Source organism: Amycolatopsis echigonensis (assembly GCF_014174495.1).
In the GTDB taxonomy this organism is placed as follows: Bacteria; Actinomycetota; Actinomycetes; order Mycobacteriales; family Pseudonocardiaceae; genus Amycolatopsis; species Amycolatopsis echigonensis.
In genome coordinates this window covers 25,057-43,291 of the sequence record NZ_JACJHR010000076.1, presented here as the reverse complement: position 1 = coordinate 43,291, position 18,235 = coordinate 25,057, and the positions used below count along the sequence as shown (strand labels likewise).

15 protein-coding genes are annotated in these 18,235 nt (G+C 70.5%); 8 read left to right on the top strand and 7 right to left on the bottom strand.

Annotated features, from left to right (window positions below):
- Nucleotides 1–87: 87 nt before the first annotated feature.
- A complete protein-coding gene (locus tag H5411_RS36380) occupies nt 88–1,002 on the bottom strand; it encodes a LysR family transcriptional regulator (protein WP_101440613.1) in 915 nt (304 codons plus the stop codon).
- A 108-nt stretch (nt 1,003–1,110) separates the two neighbouring features.
- Here H5411_RS36380 and H5411_RS36375 point away from each other — a divergent pair, with 108 nt between their 5' ends.
- The 3 genes from H5411_RS36375 (at nt 1,111) to tcuA (ending at nt 5,275) form a co-directional block, all read left to right on the top strand.
- Entirely contained in the window at nt 1,111–2,295 is a 1,185-nt protein-coding gene (locus H5411_RS36375; protein WP_208637591.1) for a PrpF domain-containing protein, read from the top strand.
- A 71-nt stretch (nt 2,296–2,366) separates the two neighbouring features.
- Nucleotides 2,367–3,785, top strand: a complete 1,419-nt coding sequence (locus H5411_RS36370) for an MFS transporter (RefSeq protein ID WP_101440614.1) — start codon at nt 2,367–2,369, stop codon at nt 3,783–3,785.
- Nucleotides 3,782–5,275, top strand: a complete 1,494-nt coding sequence (gene tcuA, locus H5411_RS36365) for an FAD-dependent tricarballylate dehydrogenase TcuA (protein WP_101440615.1) — start codon at nt 3,782–3,784, stop codon at nt 5,273–5,275. The genes H5411_RS36370 and tcuA overlap by 4 nt, the downstream gene beginning before the upstream one ends.
- 77 nt (nt 5,276–5,352) lie before the next feature.
- Here tcuA and H5411_RS36360 read toward each other — a convergent pair whose 3' ends face one another.
- The 6 genes from H5411_RS36360 to H5411_RS36335 all read right to left on the bottom strand — a co-directional run bounded on the left by H5411_RS36360 (nt 5,353) and on the right by H5411_RS36335 (nt 12,168).
- On the bottom strand, nt 5,353–5,880 hold the full coding sequence (locus tag H5411_RS36360; protein ID WP_244194912.1) for a MarR family winged helix-turn-helix transcriptional regulator: 528 nt from the start codon (nt 5,878–5,880) through the stop codon (nt 5,353–5,355).
- A gap of 30 nt (nt 5,881–5,910) precedes the next feature.
- Nucleotides 5,911–7,179 carry an MFS transporter gene (locus H5411_RS36355; protein ID WP_208637592.1) on the bottom strand — a complete coding sequence of 423 codons (1,269 nt, stop codon included), beginning with the start codon at nt 7,177–7,179 and terminating at the stop codon, nt 5,911–5,913.
- Nucleotides 7,180–7,830: 651 nt separating this feature from the next.
- A complete protein-coding gene (gene pepE / locus H5411_RS36350) occupies nt 7,831–8,565 on the bottom strand; it encodes a dipeptidase PepE (protein ID WP_183126428.1) in 735 nt (244 codons plus the stop codon).
- 29 nt (nt 8,566–8,594) lie between these two features.
- A complete protein-coding gene (locus tag H5411_RS36345) occupies nt 8,595–9,884 on the bottom strand; it encodes a M20/M25/M40 family metallo-hydrolase (RefSeq protein ID WP_183126427.1) in 1,290 nt (429 codons plus the stop codon).
- Complete coding sequence (locus H5411_RS36340; protein WP_101440619.1) at nt 9,881–11,221, bottom strand: cytosine permease; 1,341 nt, start codon at nt 11,219–11,221, stop codon at nt 9,881–9,883. Before H5411_RS36340 ends, H5411_RS36345 begins: the two co-directional genes overlap by 4 nt.
- Nucleotides 11,218–12,168 (bottom strand): DUF1177 domain-containing protein, encoded by a 951-nt coding sequence (locus H5411_RS36335; RefSeq protein WP_101440620.1) that lies wholly within the window; start codon nt 12,166–12,168, stop codon nt 11,218–11,220. The genes H5411_RS36340 and H5411_RS36335 overlap by 4 nt, the downstream gene beginning before the upstream one ends.
- A gap of 104 nt (nt 12,169–12,272) precedes the next feature.
- On the opposite strand from H5411_RS36335, the gene H5411_RS48635 reads away from it, so the two are divergent.
- The 5 genes from H5411_RS48635 (at nt 12,273) to araA (ending at nt 18,218) form a co-directional block, all read left to right on the top strand.
- Nucleotides 12,273–13,067 (top strand): IclR family transcriptional regulator, encoded by a 795-nt coding sequence (locus H5411_RS48635; protein WP_101440621.1) that lies wholly within the window; start codon nt 12,273–12,275, stop codon nt 13,065–13,067.
- A gap of 142 nt (nt 13,068–13,209) precedes the next feature.
- The gene (locus H5411_RS36325) at nt 13,210–14,226 is read left to right on the top strand and encodes a LacI family DNA-binding transcriptional regulator (protein WP_101440622.1); all 1,017 of its coding nucleotides are present in this window, start codon (nt 13,210–13,212) and stop codon (nt 14,224–14,226) included.
- A gap of 107 nt (nt 14,227–14,333) precedes the next feature.
- The gene (gene araB, locus H5411_RS36320) at nt 14,334–16,010 is read left to right on the top strand and encodes a ribulokinase (protein ID WP_101440623.1); all 1,677 of its coding nucleotides are present in this window, start codon (nt 14,334–14,336) and stop codon (nt 16,008–16,010) included.
- Nucleotides 16,010–16,687, top strand: a complete 678-nt coding sequence (locus tag H5411_RS36315) for an L-ribulose-5-phosphate 4-epimerase (protein WP_101440624.1) — start codon at nt 16,010–16,012, stop codon at nt 16,685–16,687. The genes araB and H5411_RS36315 overlap by 1 nt, the downstream gene beginning before the upstream one ends.
- Before the next feature lie 25 nt (nt 16,688–16,712).
- On the top strand, nt 16,713–18,218 hold the full coding sequence (araA, locus tag H5411_RS36310) for an L-arabinose isomerase (protein ID WP_101440625.1): 1,506 nt from the start codon (nt 16,713–16,715) through the stop codon (nt 18,216–18,218).
- Nucleotides 18,219–18,235: the final 17 nt, after the last annotated feature.

The following is an 18,235-nucleotide window of genomic DNA, read 5'->3' as shown; positions in this document are numbered from 1 at the left end:
TCCCTCGGGGTTCCCCTCACGGACCTCCACCGCGCCGGGGAAACCCCAGCAGGGCCCGCGGACACTCCGTTTCCGCCGAGGCCGAAGCTACGCGGGCGTCCAGTTCCGGCCGGTCTCGATCAGCAGTTTCCGCATCGCCGATCCGGCGGGGGAAAGCCGTTCCCCGCGCCGGTGGGCGAGCACGATCCGGCGGCTCGGCGGGCGCGGCGAGATGGCGGCGAGGACCCGGATGTCGTTGCGCAGGCTGTAAAGCGACAGCCGGGGCACCAGCGCGATGCCCATGCCGACCGCGACCATCGCCTGTGCTTCCTGGTAGCTGCGCGCTTCGAAGCTGACGATCGGGTCGAAGCCCGCCGCCTCGCAGGCCGCGTTGAGCAGCGCCAGGACGTTGGGCGAGGTGCGGATGATCCACGGCTCGTGCCGGAGCTCTTCCATCCGGACCGACGACCGCTCGGCCAGAGGGTGGCTGGACGGCACTAGCAGCACGTTCGGATCGCGGAAGATCAGTTCGCTCGTCAGGCTTTTCCCGGGCTCGTCGGCGGGCCGCTCGCGGTCCCAGGTGATGGCCAGTTCGATCTCGCGCGATTCGAGGAGATGTTCGAGGCCGGAGAGCTGGGCGCTGTGGACGCGCAGGTCCACGCCGGGATGATGCTCGCGGAACGCGGAGATCGCCGTCGGCAGGAACGATTCGGTCACCGTCGGGACCGTGCCGAGCCGCAGCGTCCCGGTGTTGAGCCCGGCGAGGTCGCGCAGTTCCTCGTGGGCCGCTGACACGATCCGCTCGATCTTCTCCGCGTGGCGCACCACGGCGCGGCCGGCCTCGGTGAGCGTCACGCCCCGCGGCCGGCGCTCGATCAGCGGTTGCCCCGCCTCGTCCTCCAGCTGCCCGATCTGCTGGGAAACCGCGGAAACCGTGTAGCTGAGGCTCTCCGCCGCCGCGGTCAGCGAGCCCGCGCGGGAAACCTCGACCAGCACGAGCATCCGCCGGATGTCCATCCTCATCCCGACAGCCTACAGCTCAGCTTAAGCCACCTTGAGCAACTTTAGCTGGTTTGAACCGACGCGGTGTCGCACGCTTGCTCGGGAAGCCAGCAACCAAAGGAGTTCGAGGTGGATCCCACAGCGGGCACAGTCGACTTGCCGGGCGCGTGGATGCGGGGCGGCACCAGCAAATGCTGGATCTTCGCCGCGGACGCGGTGGCGGCCTTGCCGCTCGATCTCGACGTCGTGCTGGCGAACGCTTTCGGCTCGGGCGATCTCCGGCAGATCGACGGGGTCGGCGGAGCGACGTCGACCACGTCGAAGGCCGCGGTCGTCTCCCGTTCGACGAGTCCGGGCGCCGACGTCGACTACCTCTTCGGCCAGGTGGGGATCGCCGAACGGGGCGTCGAATGGGGCAGCAACTGCGGGAACTGCGCCACCGCCGTCGGCCTTTACGCGGTGCAGGAAGGACTTGTCGCGGTCGAGGGCGACGTGACGACCGTGCGGCTGCGCAATCTCAACACCGGCGCCATCCTGCAGACCGCGGTCGCCACCCCGGGCGGCCGTGCGCCGCGGACCGGCGAGGCCCTCGTGCCGGGCGTCGAATCGGGCGGCGTGGACGTGGAACTCGCGTTCCGCGGGCCGTTCGATCTCGACCGTTCGTTCCCGACTCGCCGCCCCAGTCAGATCGTCAGCGCGGGCGGAACGACCGCCGAGGCGAGCCTTGTCGCCGCCGGAGCGCCCGCGATCCTGATCGACGCACCCAGCGTGGCGATGACCGCCACCGAGAACGCCGACGAGATCGCCGAGCGGCTGCCCATGCTGACCGCCTTCCGTGCGGAAGGCGCGGTCCGGCACGGGTTGGTGCCGCCCGGCGGACCGGTGCCTCATGCGGTGCCGAAGACCGGCGTGGTCGGCCCCGCGGCGGACTACCGGACTGCCAGCGGGAAGCTGGTCCGGGCGCAGGATTACGACATCGCGGTGCGCATGCTCTCCATGCACGCCGCGCACCCCGCGATCGGGCTGACCTCGGCCGTGGCGGTGGCGGTCGCGGCCGCGAGGCGCGGGAGCGTCGTGCACGCACGCGTCGGGGACGACCGCCAGTCGTTGCGGATCGGGACCCTCGCCGGCGTGGTCGAGGTCGCGTGGAACCGCTCCTCCCCTCGGGAGGTCGAAGCGGTTTCGTTGCGCCGAGCGGCCCGAAGGCTCGCGACGGCCGTCGTGCACATCCCGATCTCGGACCGTCCGCGCCCGGCGCGGCGCCAACCCGACGTTCATCCCCCTGCCACTGCCGAACTCGCGGTGTCACTCTGAAAGGCGCGCCCGCGGCCGCCTGCCCGTTCGATCCCGCCACCGGGACGCCACGTCTATCAAGGAGGATAGAAGTGCTCACGCCCTTCACGACGGCCGCCCGCCTGGACCGTCTCCCGATCACCAGAGCCCACAAATTCGCCCTGGCCACGCTGGCCTTCGTGTTCCTGTTCGAGTTCGGCGACCTCAACACCTTCGCCTACGTCGCGCCGGCGCTGGTCAAGCACCTCGGCTTCTCCGTCGGGGACATCGCGGTCGTCACCTCGGCGGCGTTCCTGGGCATGGCGGTCGGCGCGGCGTTCGGCGGGCGGGTCTCGGACCTCATCGGCCGCAAACGGGCCCTGCTCTGTTCGACCTCGTTGTTCTCGCTGTTCTCCTTGGTCAACGCGGCCGGGGTCAACGTGCCGACCTTCGTCGTCTTCCGCTTTCTGACCGGAGTCGGCCTGTCGGCGATGGTCGTTGCCGCGACCACCTACATCTCCGAGGTCATGCCCGCCGCGCGACGCGGCCGGATGCAGTCGGCCGTGATGGCCGTCGGTCTCGCCGGCATCCCGTTCATGTCGTTCTCGGCGCGCGGCATCGTCCCGCTGGGATCCGGTGCCTGGCGGCTGGTCTTCGTTCTCGGCTCGGCCGCGTTGCTGGCCATTCCCGCGCTCGCGGCGCTGCCCGAAAGCCCGCGCTGGCTCGTCCACAAGGGCCGGCAGCCCGCGGCCGAGGCCGTCCTCGAGAAGCTGGAGCAGCGGGCCGGGCCGCTGCCCCCGCTCGCCGAAGTCCCGGCCGGGCCGAGTACTCCGGCGAGCCCCGGCGGCTACCGGCAGCTGTTCAAGAGCCCGTACGGCCGCACCACCTTGTTCCTCGCGGTCGTCTGGATTTTCCAGACCCTCGGCTTCTACGGTTTCGTCGCCTGGGTGCCCACTCTCCTGACGCAGCACGGCTTCAGCGTGGCCAAATCGCTCGGGTTCTCCGCCCTCACCACGATCGGCGCGGTCCCCGGCGCACTGCTCGCCTGGCCGGTGACCGACCGGCTCGGACGCAAGCTTCCGCTCGTGATCGCGGCCCTGGCCACCGCGGCGAGCGGGCTGGCCTACGGCCTGACCTTCAACCCGGTGGCGATCGTTGTCTTCGGATTCTGCGTCAATCTCCTGATCCAGACCTTCGCCACGCTTCTCTACGCCTACAGCCCCGAGCTTTTCCCCACCGGACTGCGCAACGCCGGCCACGGGCTGGTGTACGGAACCGGGCGCCTGGCGAACATCTTCGGCCCGATGCTCGTCGCGTCCATCTTCGCCGGGCTCGGGTACCAGGCGGTGTTCGTGTACATCGCGGCCTGCTGGCTGATCGTCGCGCTGGCGATCGCGATCTTCGGGCCGCACACCGGAAAACGCCCATTGGAAACACTGTCCGCGCGGACCGGAGCCCCCAGCGAACCCGCCTCGGCAGTGCCGGAAAACCCGGTGCGCGCCACCGATAACGCCGAAGGGACCCTTCGTTGAACCCGTCTGCCGAAACCGCGAACCCGGGAAAAGCCGCTGACGTCATCGTCGTCGGCGGCGGCAACGCGGCTTTCACCGCCGCGCACGCCGCCGCGGTGCGAGGCCGCCGGGTGCTGGTTCTCGAGAAAGCTCCGCGCGAGCAGTTCGGCGGAAACAGCTACTACACGGCGGGAGCCACCCGGATCGCCCACCGCGGCCTCGAGGATCTCCTCGACTTCATCGAGCCGGACGAGCGGCATTCCACCACCCGCGTGCCCCCGTATTCGCCGGACGACTACGCCCGGGACCTCGCGAAGGTCACGAACGGCCGCAACGACCCCGGACTCACCGAGGCGCTGGTCAACGAGGCCGCGTCCGGGCTGCGCTGGCTGCACTCGCTCGGCTTGAAGTACCGGCTGATGTACGAGCGGCAAGCCTACGAGCGTGCCGATGGCACCTACTTGTTCTGGGGCGGTCTGCACGTCGGAAACGTCGGCGGCGGGGCAGGACTCATGCACGACCATGTCCGGGTCGCGGACCGGCTCGGCACGGAAGTCCGCTACGGACAGGACGTCTTCGACCTGCTGACCGAAAACGGTGCCGTCACCGGAGTGAAAGTCCGGCAGGGCGACGGTGTTGTCCACGAACTGCGCTCGGATTCGGTCGTCCTCGCCGCGGGCGGCTTCGAGGCGAACCGGGAGCTGCGGCGGGCACATCTCGGCCCGGGCTGGGAAAACGCCAAGGTCCGGGGAACGCCCTTCAATACCGGCCAGATGATCACCGCCGCGCTCTCGCTCGGAGCGGCCAAGGGCGGGGACTGGCAGTCGTGTCACTCGACCCAGTGGGACGCCTTCACACCCGGCAACGAATCGAATCGCGAGCTGACCAACCGGCTCACGCGGCAGAGCTATCCGCTCGGCATCATCGTCAACCGCGACGGAGAACGGTTCCTGGACGAAGGCGCGGACTTCCGGAACTACACCTATGCCAAGTACGGCAAGGAAATCCTCGAACAACCCGGCTCCGTCGCGTATCAGATCTTCGACGCCTGCCTCCGCCCGATGCTGCGCTCCGAGGAATACGACATGCCGGGCGTCTCCGTCGCGAGCGCCGGCAGCGTCGAAGAACTGGCCGAACGGATCGGCGTCAATCCCGAACGACTCGCCAAGACCGTCAACGACTACAACCGCTCGATCGACGTCTCGATCCCGTTCGACCCCAACGTCAAAGACGGCCGCCGAGCCGACACGAGGCCGCCGAAAAGCAACTGGGCGACGCCGCTCACCACCGGTCCCTTCTACGCGTACGCGGTGACCTGCGGCATCACTTTCACCTTCGGCGGCCTGAGCTGCGACCCGCACGGCCGGGTCCTCGACGACCGCGGCCGCGCCCTGCCCGGGCTCTACGCCTGCGGCGAGATGCTCGGCGGCCTCTTCTCCGGCAACTACCCCGGCGGCTCAGGCCTGGCGGCCGGGGTCGTCTTCGGCCGCCGCGCGGGCTCGCTGGCCTGACGCCCGCGGCACCAGCTCGGAGAAGTCCGCGACCAGGCGTCGCGGCAAGTCGGACGTGGTCGGCGGAGACTGGTCGGCTACCGTTCCGGACCCGCTTCCCGGACGGCGTGTTCCAGCAGGGCGAGCGCCCGTTCGATGTCCTTGCGGTCGGCTTCGCCCAGGCTGGCGAGGAGCGCTTCTTCCCGGGCGAGGTGTCCTTCGAGAACCCGGTCGATGAGCTTGCGGCCAGCGGCGGTCAGTTCGGCGTAGCTGACCCGGCGGTCGGCCCGGTGGTCGCGGCGGCGGATCAGCCCGTCGCGTTCCAGCGCGTCCAGCCGCCCGGTGAGAGCGCCGGAGGTGACGAGCGCGGAGGCCGCCAGCTCCGACGGCGTCTTCCGGTAGGGGCGTCCGGCGCGGCGCAGGTTGCACAGGATGTCGAACTCGCCCGGGGTCAGGCCGTACGGGGCGAGGTACCCGCGGAGGCCGCCCGCGGCGAGGTCGGCGATCCGGCGGACCCGGCCGAAGACCGCGATCGGCGAGGCGTCCAGGTCCGGGCGCTGGCGCGCCCAGTCCGCCACCACCTGGTCGACCGGGTCCATCGTCATCGGCTCCTTGTCCCGCGGCATGCGGACGGAGCCTAGCCGGTGGCCTACGTCCTAACGAGACTGCGCCGCGGGCTGATCGGCCGCAGCGGGTTTCCCCGCCGGGGCGCGACCGCGGAGCAGCACGACGGCACCGAGCAGCGTGAGCAGCTGCGTAGCGGCCAGAAGCGCGTACCCGGCGGCGAACCCGTGGTCTCCGCCCGCCGCGATCGCCACGCCCATCAGCGTGGGAAGCAGCGCGGACACCAGATTGCCGACCCCGTTGATCACGCCGTAGGCGCTGCCCACGGAGCCCGCCGGCGCGTATTGCTGCACCAGTGTCGGAATCGCCGGGCCCTGCAGGCCCCAGAACGCGTTGGCGAGGATCAGGGTCGCCGCCGCGAGCCAGCGCGAATCGGCGAACGTCACGGTCGTCGCGCACAGCGCGGTGCCGATGCTGCCGATCACCAGCACGAGCGGCACCCGGCGGCCGGGCATCCGGTCGATGAGGTATCCGCCGAGGAAACCCGAACCGAGGCTGACCACGAACGGCAGCGCCGACAGCGCGCTCATCTGCGCCAGCGAGAAATGCCGTGCCTGCAGCAAATACGACGGGAGCCAGGAGGTGCTGCCCCACAGATAGCCGAGCGTGGCCACCTCGATCAGCAGGATCCAGCCGAGCTTGGGCGTGCGCAACGCTCCGGCGAACCGCCGCAGCGCCGGTTCCCGGACCGCTGTCCGGCGCCGCGAGGCTCGGACGAACAGGGCGACCAGCGGCAGGCCGACGACGAGGTTGAGCGCCGCGAGCAGGAGGAACGAGCCGTGCCAGCCGAAGTGCACGAGGGCGAAGGTGATCACCGGGATGCCCAGCGCCGTGCCCAGCGAAACGCCCATCGAACTGACCGCGTTGGGCTTGCCCCATGCGCCTTCGGCGAAATTGTCCTTGACGTACATGGTCTTCAGCGAGAACAGCGGTCCCTCGCTGGCCCCGAGCAGGAACCGCAGCGTCAGCAGCACCAGCGCGCTCCCGGCGTACGGGGACACGAGGGTGAACAGCGCCCAGCACGCCAGGCTGACGATCAATCCGCGCCGGACCCCGAAAACCGCCTCGTACCACGGCGTGATCAGCATGGCCGCGATTCCGTAACCAGCCAGGAACAACGTCATCAACGCACCCTGCGCGGCCCGGTTGCCCGCGATCCCGAAGTGATGCGCGAACGCGGGATCGGTGATCAGCACGGACACGTTGACCCGGTCGATGTAGGAAATCGCCACGACCGCCAGCAGCGCCAGCACGCCCAGCCACGCGGTCAACGGCGCACGCTCTTCTCTCGGCACGGTCACAGCGGTTCCTTTCCGGGCCGGACCATTCGCGAGGCGGGCCCGGACCGCGCGGTCCCGCCGCGCCGCCAGACCAGCCGCCTCGGCCGGCGGGGTCGCCGGAAGTATCTTTGTCCTAAGATGCTTGTGTCAAGCTATCTCGGCAGAGTTCTTTCGGCGGCGGGTTCTGGCGGAAGGTGAGGGCAAGGCGCGGGCCGCAGAGGCAGCACGTGGTCCCGGGTTCGCAGGGGCGGCCTGCCTCGGGATCGCAGGATGGCAGCTGGCCCCCGCCCGCAGGACGACAGCCACCCCTGGTTCACAAGGCGGCAACTGGTCACGGATTCGCAGCGGCGGCCGGTCTCGGGATCGCGGGCGGCAACTGGCCCCGCTCGCACGACGGTAGCTGCTCCCCGGCCCGCAACACGGCAGCTGCTCCCCGGCCCGCAAGACCGCAGCTGGCCCCAGCCCGCACGGCAGCTGGTCCCGCATTCGCTCGCCGCCGCCTTCCCCGCCTGGCTCTAGGCGGGATTCCGAGAGTCCTCCGGCACGTCGACGAGCCCGAAGGCTGCTGCTCGACGCACTCCCCCGAGGCCGAAAACGGGGAAGGGCCGAGCCCGCAGGCCCAGCCCTTCCCCTCCGATCACCGGCAGACCGGTGCCCTTAGCCGCCGAACAGTCAGCCCCACACCGGTTCGCTCGCCGGGGCGAGCAGGTCGCTGACGTCGCCGGACAGGTCCTCTCCCGGCATGCCGCGCCGGAACAACCGGCCGGGTGCGCCGCCGCTCGTGGAGACGCCTGCCAGTTCCGCCCAGTCTCCGCGCACGCGCAGCCACGTGCCCTCGCGCAGGCCGAGCACCGGAATGTCGTTGCACTCGTGGAATTCCGCTAGCCGCTTCTCCCGAGTCTCGCCCATGTGCGTGCTGCCCGGGTCGGGGTCGACGTAGTGCGGGTTGAGCTGGAACGGCACCAGGCCCAGCGAGGTCAGGCTCGGCGGCTCCACGATCGGCATGTCGTTGGTGGTGCGCACCGTCGGGCCGGCGATATTGGTGCCCGCGCTGGCCCCGAGGTAAGGCATCCCCTCGGAAACCCTGTCCCGCAACGGTTCCAGCAGCCGCTGGCGGTACAGTTCGGCCAGCAGGCGGAAGGTGTTGCCGCCGCCGGTGTAGACCGCCGGGGCCGAGCGCACCGCGGCGACCGGGTCGTCGGCGGTGTGCAGCCCGCGCACCCGCACCCCGAGCGGTGCCAGCGCGGCCGCGATGCGCTCGGTGTAGCCGTCGTGGTCGGCCAGCGCGAACGGCACGAACACCAGCTCGGTGCGCCCGTCCAGCACCTCGGCCACCGCGTCCAGCGCGTGTTCGAGCGCGCCGCGGCCGTGGTTGGTCGAATTGGACAGCAACAGCAAGTCAGTCACACGATTCTCCTTGGTCCGCCCGCCATTGTTCAGCACGTCCGCAGCAGCCGGTCCAGGACCCGGACGGAGAACCGCAAGGACTCCAGCGGCACCCGTTCGTCCACGCCGTGGAACAGCCGGTGGTAGGGCAGTTCCGGCGGAACGCGCAGCGCTTTGAACCCGAAGCCGCGGATGCCGAGCGCGGACAGCGCCTTGTTGTCGGTGCCGCCGGCGTTGCAGTACGGGGCGGGGTGCCCGTCCGGATCCTCGGCGGCGATGGCCGCGCACATCGCGTCCACCAGCGGGCCGTCGAAACCGCTTTCCATCGCGATGTCCCGGTGGATGAATTCGCGGCGCACCGACGGCAGCAGCAGCTTGTCGATCGTGTCCAGCAGTTCCTGTTCGTACCCCGGCAGGAACCGGCCGTCGACCGCGGCGGTGGCCCGGCCGGGAATGACGTTGACCTGGTACCCGCCGGAGATCATGGTGGGGTTCGCCGAATTGCGCAGGATCACCTCCACCAGCTCCCGCACCCGGCCCATCCGCGCCAGGCTTCCGTCCACGTCGGACGGATCGAACGGGACGCCGAGCAGGTCCGCCGCGCGTTCCAGCAGTGCGCGCACCGGGGCGATCAGCCGGACCGGGAACCGGTGCCGCCCGATCCGGGCGAGCGATTCGGCCAGATCGGTGACCGCGTTCTCGTCGTTCGGCGAGGACCCGTGCCCGGCGCGGCCGGTGGCGACCAGCCGCAGCCACGCCTGCCCGCGCTGCGCGCACTCGATCGGATACAGCCTGCTGCCGTTGCCGAGGTCGAACGACACCCCGCCGCCCTCGGTGATCGCCTCGCCCACGCCGTCGAACAGATCGCGGCGGTTCTCGGCCAGCCAGTGCGAACCGAACTTCCCGCCGCCCTCCTCGTCGGCGAGGAAGCCGAACACTATGTCCCGCGGCGGTTTTTCGCCGGCGCGGCCGAACTGCCGCGCCAGCGCGAGGATCGCCGCGTCGAAGTCCTTCATGTCGATCGCGCCGCGGCCCCACAGCATGCCGTCGGCGATCTCCCCGGAGAACGGCGGGACGCTCCACTCGTCCGCGTCCGCGGGCACCACGTCCAGATGCCCGTGCAGCAGCAGCGCGGGCCGCGAAGAGTCCACTCCGGACACACGGGCGAACACGCTGGCCCGGCCGGGCGCGCTTTCCACCAGCGTCGGCTCCAGCCCGGCGTCGGAGAGTTTCTCCGCGACGTACTCGGCGGCCGGCCGCTCAGCGGCGCCCGGGTTGGACGTGTCGATCCGGATCAGGTCCCGGCAGAGGTCGACCACCTCGTCCTGTGCGCTGGTCACCGGCCCACCTCCTCCAGATCCACCGAGCCCACCGGCCGGATCAGCCCGGCCAGGCCCAGGACCGTGTACAGGATCGCGGCGGTCAACAGCGAGTTCAGCGCCGGGATGCCCCAGTGCACGAACTTGCCGACGCAGAACGCCGCCGCCCACACCGCGAGCGTGGCGGGCACCCACACCGGCATGGTGGCCGGGACCCGGCCGTCCGCCCGGGTTTCCCGCAGCGGCGTGGAAAGGCGGCGCACCAGGAAGTATTCGGCCACGATGATGCCGCCCACCGGCGGGATCGCGACCCCGAGCACCGACAGGAACGCAGTGAAATGCTGAAGGAAGCCGATCGCGGACAGCACCGTCCCGGCGAACCCGATCACCAGGGTGACGACACCGCGGTGCAACGGGCGGCCGAACACGGTCCGCACGAAGTTCACCACGCCCAGCGAAGAGCCGTAAAGGTTCCAGTCGTTGATCTTCGCGGTCGCCAGCACCACCACGATCAACCCGACGAAGCCCGAAGTGGACAGCACGATGTGCGTGACGTCGGAACTGCCGACCAGGTGCCCGAGCAGCACGCCGGTCATGCCGACGATGTATTCCGACAGGACGATCGACGCCGAACTCTGCAGCAGGACGTGCCAGCCCTTGCGGTTGAACCGGGTCATGTCCGGGGCGACCACGGCCCCGGTCATGTAGCCGCCGGCGATGATCGTCGCCGCGGCGGGGATGGTGATCGCCGTCGCGGTCGGCGCCGCCGACATCAGCGCGCCCACCGAGTGGTCGGACAGGGTCGAGATGACGCTCCAGGCCACGAGTCCGAAGAACAGCGGCACGGCGATCTTCGCCAGCCACATCATGTACTTGAAGCCGTAGATCACCAGCAGCGTCAAGACGACGCCGGACACCGCGCACCACAGCCACGGCGGCCCGCCGACGAGGGCGTGCATGCTCTTGCCGAAGATGCCGTTCTGCACGCCGAACCAGCCCACCAGGCTGATCGCGATCACCAGGCTCACCAGCGCGGAGCCGTTGCGGCCGAAGCCGGTGAACCGGGTCAGCATCGTCATGGTGAGGCCCTCCCGCTGGCCGGCAAGGCCGATCAGGAAGATCACCGCCTCCAGGATCACCGCGCCGAGGGTGAACGCCCAGAACGCGTCGGAGAACCGCATCCCGACGCCGAGCGTCGCGCCGAGCACGAACTGCGACAGCGACCCGGACTGCGCGAGCCACTGCAGCAGCATCGACCCGAACCCGTAGCGGGCCTCCTGGGGGACGCGGCGCAGCGAGTAGTCGTCGTTGCCGATCCGCTTCTTGGTCTGCTTCGCGGTTTTCGTCGCGGTGTTCATCCGGCCACCTCCGTGCCCAGCGTCTGCAGGTGCGCCATCGAGCCGTAGCGGGCTCGCAGGTTGGCGAACTCCGCCTCGTCGTGGAAGTGCAGCGCGCCCGCGCCGAACTGCTTGGCGACCTCGACCGCGTAGCGCGCGGCGGCCGCGATGTCCGTCTCGTGACTGGCGCCGGTCGCGCAGCCCGCGACGGTCGCCGCCGAGGTGATCGCCAGTCCCACGACCGGCGCGTCCGTCGCGGTCGACGGCTGCAGGATCGAGTTCAGGTGGTAGACGCCGTTGCCGTAGGGCGTGATGTCCTGCGTGGTGATCGGGTAGGTCACCAGCGGCGCGCCGGTCACCGCCTCCAGCAGTTCGCCCAGCCCCTCGGAGACCCGCAGGATGTAGCCGCTGCGCACGGTCGGGGACAGCGCGAGCCCGCGGTGGTTGATCACCCGGTTGCCCTTGGTGGTGTCGATCGACAGCACGGCGGCCATCTCGCCGGACAGCTCGTACCTGTTCATCGTGGCGATGTCGACCGGCGAGTTCATGAACGGCACCGGATCGTGCGGCAGGGTCGGCGCGTCCGGGCAGATGTGCGTCCCGATCAGCACGTCGCCGGCCAGCACGTCCCCGCGAGCGCGCATGGACAGCAGCTTGGCGGCAGCGGCGAGCGCCGCGGCGGCGCCGTCCCCGTCGGACACGAACCCGGTCACCTCCGGCCGGGCGCCGACCCCGCCGAGCCGGCCCACCACGCCGAGCGTGGGCGCGTCGCCGCCCGCGGTGCGGCCGCGGCTGCCGGGCACTCGCACCCGGACGAAGTCGGTCTTCCCGGCCGGGCCGGGCACCGTCGTGATCTCCGCGCCGCTGCCGTCCGCGCCGGCGACGGCGTCGAGGTAGCCGACGACCTCCTTCCCGGTCACCGCCGGGTCGTCGAGGATTTCGAGCAGTTCCAGGACGTGTTTGAGCATGTGGTTCCTCTGGAGAAGTCAAAGCAGGCGGGGATTGGTCCGACCAGATTCCGTCCGAGCCCGCCCGCTTTACAAACATTTCCCGTTATTCGCACAATGGCGGGATGCCGGACCCCGACGACCGCACCACCCCGCCCGGCCTGCCGCAGACCGCGGACCGCGCGCTGCAGGTGCTGCTCGCGTTCGACCGCGCCCGCCCGGAATGGGGAGTCACCGCGGTGGCCCGCGAGTTCGGGCTGCACACGTCGATCGCCCAGCGGCTCCTGGCCGTGCTGGCCCACCGCGGTTTCCTGGTCCGCGACGACAGCACCCGCAAGTACCGGATCGGCCCGGCCGCGCTGCACCTGGGCCGGATGTGGGACCGGGCCGGCGCGCTGGACCTGCTGGTGGCCCCGGTCCTGACCGACCTGGCCGCCCAGACCGGGCACGCCGCCCTGCTGTCCCTGCCCGACGGCGCGCACACCCGGTGCGTGCTGGCCGCGGAAGGCGCGGACGGACGGCTGCGCGGCTACTCGCTGGTCGGCGAGCTGTACCCGGCGCACGCGGGCGCGACCAGCAAGGCGTACTTCGCGTTCCTGTCCGAAGAGGAGCGAGACCGGCTGTTCGCCGACCGCCCGATGGCCCGGTTCACGCCGGACACGGTCACCGACCTCGCCGTCCTGCGCGAGCAACTGGCCGAGGTCGCCGTGCGCGGCTGGGCGTTCACCACCGGCGAGTACGACACCGGTGTGGCAACTCTCGCGGTGCCGGTCTTCTTGCGCGGCGAACCGTACGGAAGCCTGTCGGTCGGCTGGTCCGCGGCCCGCTTCGACCACGACCCGGAGCAATGGGTGGACCTGTTGCGCCGGGGCGCGGACTTGATCGAACTGCGGCTTTCGCGGCCGGTTCCGCGCCGGTGACACGGCTTTGCCTGCTCGTCTCTGGCTGCCGCCGCTCTCGCATCAGTCCGGCAACCTATTCCGAAGAAAGGGTTGACCCGCCGTCTGTTATCGCTAACATTGCGATGCTCATACCCGCGGACTTCAGCGAGGAGGTGCGGGAATGCCCGCCGACGGGTCTTCAGCCAAACGCCAGCCGGGGCTTGCCGAAGTGGCGGCGATGGCAGGCGTTTCGCACATGACCGTCTCCCGCGTCGTGAACGACACCGGGCCCGTTCGCGCGGAAACGCGGGCGCGGGTGCTGGCCGCGGTGGAACAACTGGGGTACCGGCCCAATTCGGCGGCCAGGACGTTGGCGACCGGGAGGTCGAGCATTCTCGGCGTCGTCGCGCTGGAGTCCAATTTGTACGGTCCGGCGAGCACGCTGTACGGCATCGAGCACGCCGCCCGCGAAGAGGGCTACGGCGTCACGATCTCCAGCGTCAGCCGCCCGCGGAGGTCGACGTTCGCCGAGGCAGTGGACAATCTGCGGCGGCAGGCGGTCGGCGGGATAGTGGTCATCGCGCCGCACGTCGCGGCCGGCGAGGCGTTGCGGCAGGTGCCCGAAGACATCCCGATGGTCGCGGTCGGCGGCGGCGAATCGGCTCCGGTGCCGGTGATTTCGGTCGACCAGTACGACGGGGCCCGGCGGGTGACCGAGCATCTGCTGTCGCTCGGGCACGAAACCGTGTGGCACGTCGCCGGGCCGGAGGACTGGCTGGAATCGCTGGAGCGGGAACGCGGCTGGCGGGAAGCGCTCGAACGGCGCGGCGCCAGGGTGCCGCCGCCGCTGCGCGGGGACTGGAGTCCTCGTTCCGGCTACGACGCGGGGCGTCGCCTGGTCGCCGAAACCCAGCCGGACGCGGTGTTCGTCGCGAACGACCAGATGGCGCTGGGCGTGCTGCGCGCGTTCGCCGAGGCGGGTCTCTCGGTGCCGGGGCAGGTCCGCGTGGCCGGTTTCGACGACGTTCCCGAGGCCGCCTACTTCAGCCCGCCGCTCACCACCGTCCGGCAGGATTTCATCGAGGTCGGGCGGCGGACCTTCCGGTTGCTCGTCGAACGCATGGAAGGCGGCGACCCCGGCGTCCGCCATCTCGTCGCACCCGATCTGATCGTCCGGGACAGCACCGGACCCCGATAGCGGCGCCGCGACGCCGCTCCCGAGCACGCGAACACTTCGAAATGTTAGCGCTAACAGCCGAGCGGCATCCCGTCGCGCGGCGCGGAATCCGGAAGGAAATCCCTCCAGTGCCAGCAGATCCCCTCGTCGTAGGCCTCGACTTCGGCACGCTGTCCGGGCGCGCGGTCGTGGTCCGGGTGCGCGACGGCGCCGAACTGGGGACCGCCGTGACCGAGTACCGGCACGGGGTCGTCGACGACCGGCTTCCCGCCACGGCCGAGGAGCTGCCGCCGGGCTGGGCGTTGCAGGTTCCGTCGGACTACGTGGACGTCCTGCGCACCGCCGTGCCCGCCGCGCTGGCCGACGCGGGAGCCGATCCGCGGGACGTGATCGGGATCGGCACGGATTTCACCGCCTGCACGATGATCCCGGCCACCGCGGACGGCACTCCCCTGTCCGAACTCCCGGAATTCGCGGGCAATCCGCACGCGTATGTGAAGCTGTGGCGGCATCACGCCGCGCAACCGCAGGCCGATCGCATCAACGCCGCGGCCCGCGAACTCGGGGAGCCGTGGCTGCCGCGGTACGGCGGGCTGATCTCGTCCGAATGGGAGTTCGCCAAAGCCCTGCAGCTGTTCGAGGAAGCCCCCGAGGTCTACCGGGCCATGCGGCACTGGGTCGAGGCGGCGGACTGGATCGTCTGGCAGCTCACCGGGACCTACGTCCGCAACGCCTGCACGGCCGGGTACAAGGGGATCCACCAGGACGGCCGCTACCCCGGCCGGGAGTTCCTCCGCGCGCTCAATCCCGGATTCGAGTCCTTTGTGGACGAGAAACTCGACCATCCGATCGGGCAGCTCGGCTCGCTCGCCGGGAAGCTGAGCACGCAGGCCGCGGCCTGGACCGGGCTGCCCGCCGGGATCGCGGTCGCGGTCGGGAACGTCGACGCGCACGTCACCGCGCCGGCCGCGCAGGCGGTCGAGCCGGGCCAGATGGTCGCGATCATGGGCACGTCGACCTGTCACGTCATGAACGGCGCCGACCTGCGCGAGGTGCCGGGCATGTGCGGAGTCGTCGACGGCGGCATCGTCCCCGGGCTCTGGGGCTACGAAGCGGGCCAGAGCGGTGTCGGCGACATCTTCGGCTGGTTCGTCGAGCACTGCGTCCCAGCGTCCTATTCGGACACTGCGCGGGCGGAAGGGCTGTCCCTGCACGAGGTCCTGACCCGGCTCGCGGAACAGCAGGAGATCGGCGAGCACGGCCTGGTCGCGCTCGACTGGCACAGCGGCAACCGGTCGGTCCTGGTCGACCACGAGCTGTCCGGGGTGATCGCCGGGCAGACCCTGAGCACCCGGCCCGAGCACGTCTACCGGGCCTTGCTGGAGGCCACCGCGTTCGGCACCCGGAAAATCATCGAGACCTTCGAAGCCGCCGGAGTGCCGGTCACCGAGCTGATCGTCGCGGGCGGGCTCACGAAGAACCAGTTGCTGATGCAGATCTACGCCGACGTCACCGGCCTCCCGCTCTCGGTGATCGGCTCGGCGCAAGGGCCCGCGCTGGGCTCGGCCATCCACGCCGCGATCGCCGCGGGCGCCTACCCCGACGTGCGCGCGGCCGCCGCGGCGATGGGCTCGGTCCAGCGGATGGCGTACCAGCCGGTGCTGTCGAACGTATCGGCCTACGACGAGCTGTACGCGGAATACACCGCGCTGCACGACTACTTCGGCCGCGGCGGCAACGACGTGCTGCACCGTCTCGCCGCGCGCCGCCGCGAACTGGCCACTGTCGCGAAAGGACAGAACTGATGACGCTGACCGCACAGGCGCGCGGGACTATCGCGGAGCTGAAGGAATCCGTCGCGCGGCTGCACAGCGAGCTGACGCGCAACGAACTGGTCGTCTGGACCTCGGGCAATGTGTCGGCGCGGGTGCCCGGCGAGGACCTGATGGTGATCAAGCCGTCCGGCGTGTCCTATGACGACCTGACTCCCGACACGATGGTCGTCACCGACCTGCACGGCAAGCTCGTGCACGGCGAACTCGCGCCGTCCTCCGACACCGCCGCGCACGCCTACGTCTACCGGCATCTGCCCGAGGTCGGCGGCGTCGTGCACACGCATTCGACCTACGCCACGGCCTGGGCCGCGCGCGGCGAGCCGATCCCCTGCGTGCTCACGATGATCGCCGACGAGTTCGGCGGCGAGATCCCGGTCGGCCCGTTCGCGCTGATCGGCGACGACTCGATCGGCCGCGGCATCGTGGAAACCCTCCGCGCGACCCGCTCCCCCGCGGTCCTGATGCGCAACCACGGCCCGTTCACCGTCGGTGCCACCGCGCGGGACGCGGTGAAGGCCGCGGTGATGGTCGAGGACGTCGCCCGCACCGTCCACATCGCACACCAGCTCGGCACGCCCGTCCCGCTGTCGGGCTCCGACGTCGACCGGCTGCACGCGCGCTACCAGAACGTCTACGGGCAGCGCTGAAACCATGAGCCAGCAAGGAGAAAAGATGACCTCCGCGACCAAGCCGCAGGTGTGGTTCCTCACCGGCAGCCAGGCGCTCTACGGCGAGGAGACCCTCGAGCAGGTCGCCGGGCAGTCGCTGCGTATCCGGCAGCTGCTGGCCGATTCCGGCGGGCTGCCGTGCGAGCTGGCCGGCAAGCCGGTGCTGACCGAGTCCGCCGGCATCCGGCAGGTGCTGCAGGAGGCCAACGCCGACCCCGCCTGCGTCGGCGTGATCGCGTGGATGCACACCTTCAGCCCGGCGAAGATGTGGATCGGCGGTCTCGACGCGCTGCGCAAACCGTTGCTGCACTTGCACACCCAGCTCGACGCGACGCTGCCGTGGGCCAGTCTCGACATGGACTACATGAACCTCAACCAGGCCGCGCACGGCGACCGCGAGTTCGGGTTCGTCCAGACCCGGCTCGGGATCCCGCGCAAGACCGTCGCCGGCCACGCGGCCGATCCGGCGGTGGTCGCCCGCATCGACGCGTGGGCGCGGGCGGCGATCGGCGCGGCGCATCTGCGGACCTTGAAACTGGCCCGGTTCGGCGACAACATGCGCGACGTCGCGGTCACCGAAGGCGACAAGGTCGAGGCCGAGCTGCGGTTCGGCGTCTCGGTCAACACTTACGGCGTCACCGAACTCGCCGAGCGGGTCGACGCGGCCTCCGAAGCGGACGTCGACGGCCTGGTCGCGCAGTACGCGGACGAGTACGCGCTCGCTCCGGAGCTGGCGCACGACGGGGAACGGCACGAATCGCTGCGGTATGCCGCGCGGATCGAACTCGGCCTGCGGTCCTTCCTCACCGAAGGCGGATTCGGCGCGTTCACCACGAACTTCGAGGATCTCGGCGGACTGCGCCAGCTGCCGGGACTGGCCGTGCAGCGGCTGATGTCCGAAGGCTACGGCTTCGGCGGCGAGGGCGACTGGAAAACCTCCGCGCTGCTGGCCGCGGTGAAGGCGATGGGCCGCGGCTCGGACCGCGGAACGTCGTTCATGGAAGATTACACCTACCATTTCGGACCCGGCGAACCGAAAATCCTCGGTGCGCACATGCTCGAGGTGTGCCCCAGCATCGCCGCGGCCACGCCGTCGTGCGAGATCCACCCGCTCGGCATCGGCGGCCGCGAGGACCCGGTCCGGCTGGTCTTCGACGCCGCGCCCGGCCGGGGCGCGGTGCTGGGCCTGACCGACCTCGGCGACCGGTTCCGCTTGGTGGCCAACGAAATCGACGTCGTCCCGCCCGACGAACCGCTGCCGAACCTGCCGGTGGCGCGCGCCGTGTGGAAGCCCACGCCGTCGCTCACCACGTCCGCCGAAGCGTGGATCACCGCGGGCGGACCGCACCACACCGTGCTCACCCAGGCGGTCGGCACCGAGACCGTGCGGGACTTCGCCCGCATGCTCGACGTCGAACTGCTCCTCATCGACGAGAACACCACCACGGCGGACTTCGCCGACCGCATCCGCTGGAACCAGGCCTACCACCGGCTCGCCCAGGGTTTCTGAGAGAAGGAGAACGAACA

Excerpts from the sequence above, each read along its gene's own strand:
- H5411_RS36380 (WP_101440613.1), bottom strand. The coding sequence starts at position 1,002 with ATGAGGATGGACATCCGGCGGATGCTCGTGCTGGTCGAGGTTTCCCGC.
- H5411_RS36360 (WP_244194912.1), bottom strand. The coding sequence starts at position 5,880 with ATGCCGCGGGACAAGGAGCCGATGACGATGGACCCGGTCGACCAGGTG.
- H5411_RS36340 (WP_101440619.1), bottom strand. The coding sequence starts at position 11,221 with ATGAACACCGCGACGAAAACCGCGAAGCAGACCAAGAAGCGGATCGGC.
- H5411_RS36335 (WP_101440620.1), bottom strand. The coding sequence starts at position 12,168 with ATGCTCAAACACGTCCTGGAACTGCTCGAAATCCTCGACGACCCGGCG.
- H5411_RS48635 (WP_101440621.1), top strand. The coding sequence starts at position 12,273 with ATGCCGGACCCCGACGACCGCACCACCCCGCCCGGCCTGCCGCAGACC.
- H5411_RS36325 (WP_101440622.1), top strand. The coding sequence starts at position 13,210 with ATGCCCGCCGACGGGTCTTCAGCCAAACGCCAGCCGGGGCTTGCCGAA.
- H5411_RS36315 (WP_101440624.1), top strand. The coding sequence starts at position 16,010 with ATGACGCTGACCGCACAGGCGCGCGGGACTATCGCGGAGCTGAAGGAA.
- araA (WP_101440625.1), top strand. The coding sequence starts at position 16,713 with ATGACCTCCGCGACCAAGCCGCAGGTGTGGTTCCTCACCGGCAGCCAG.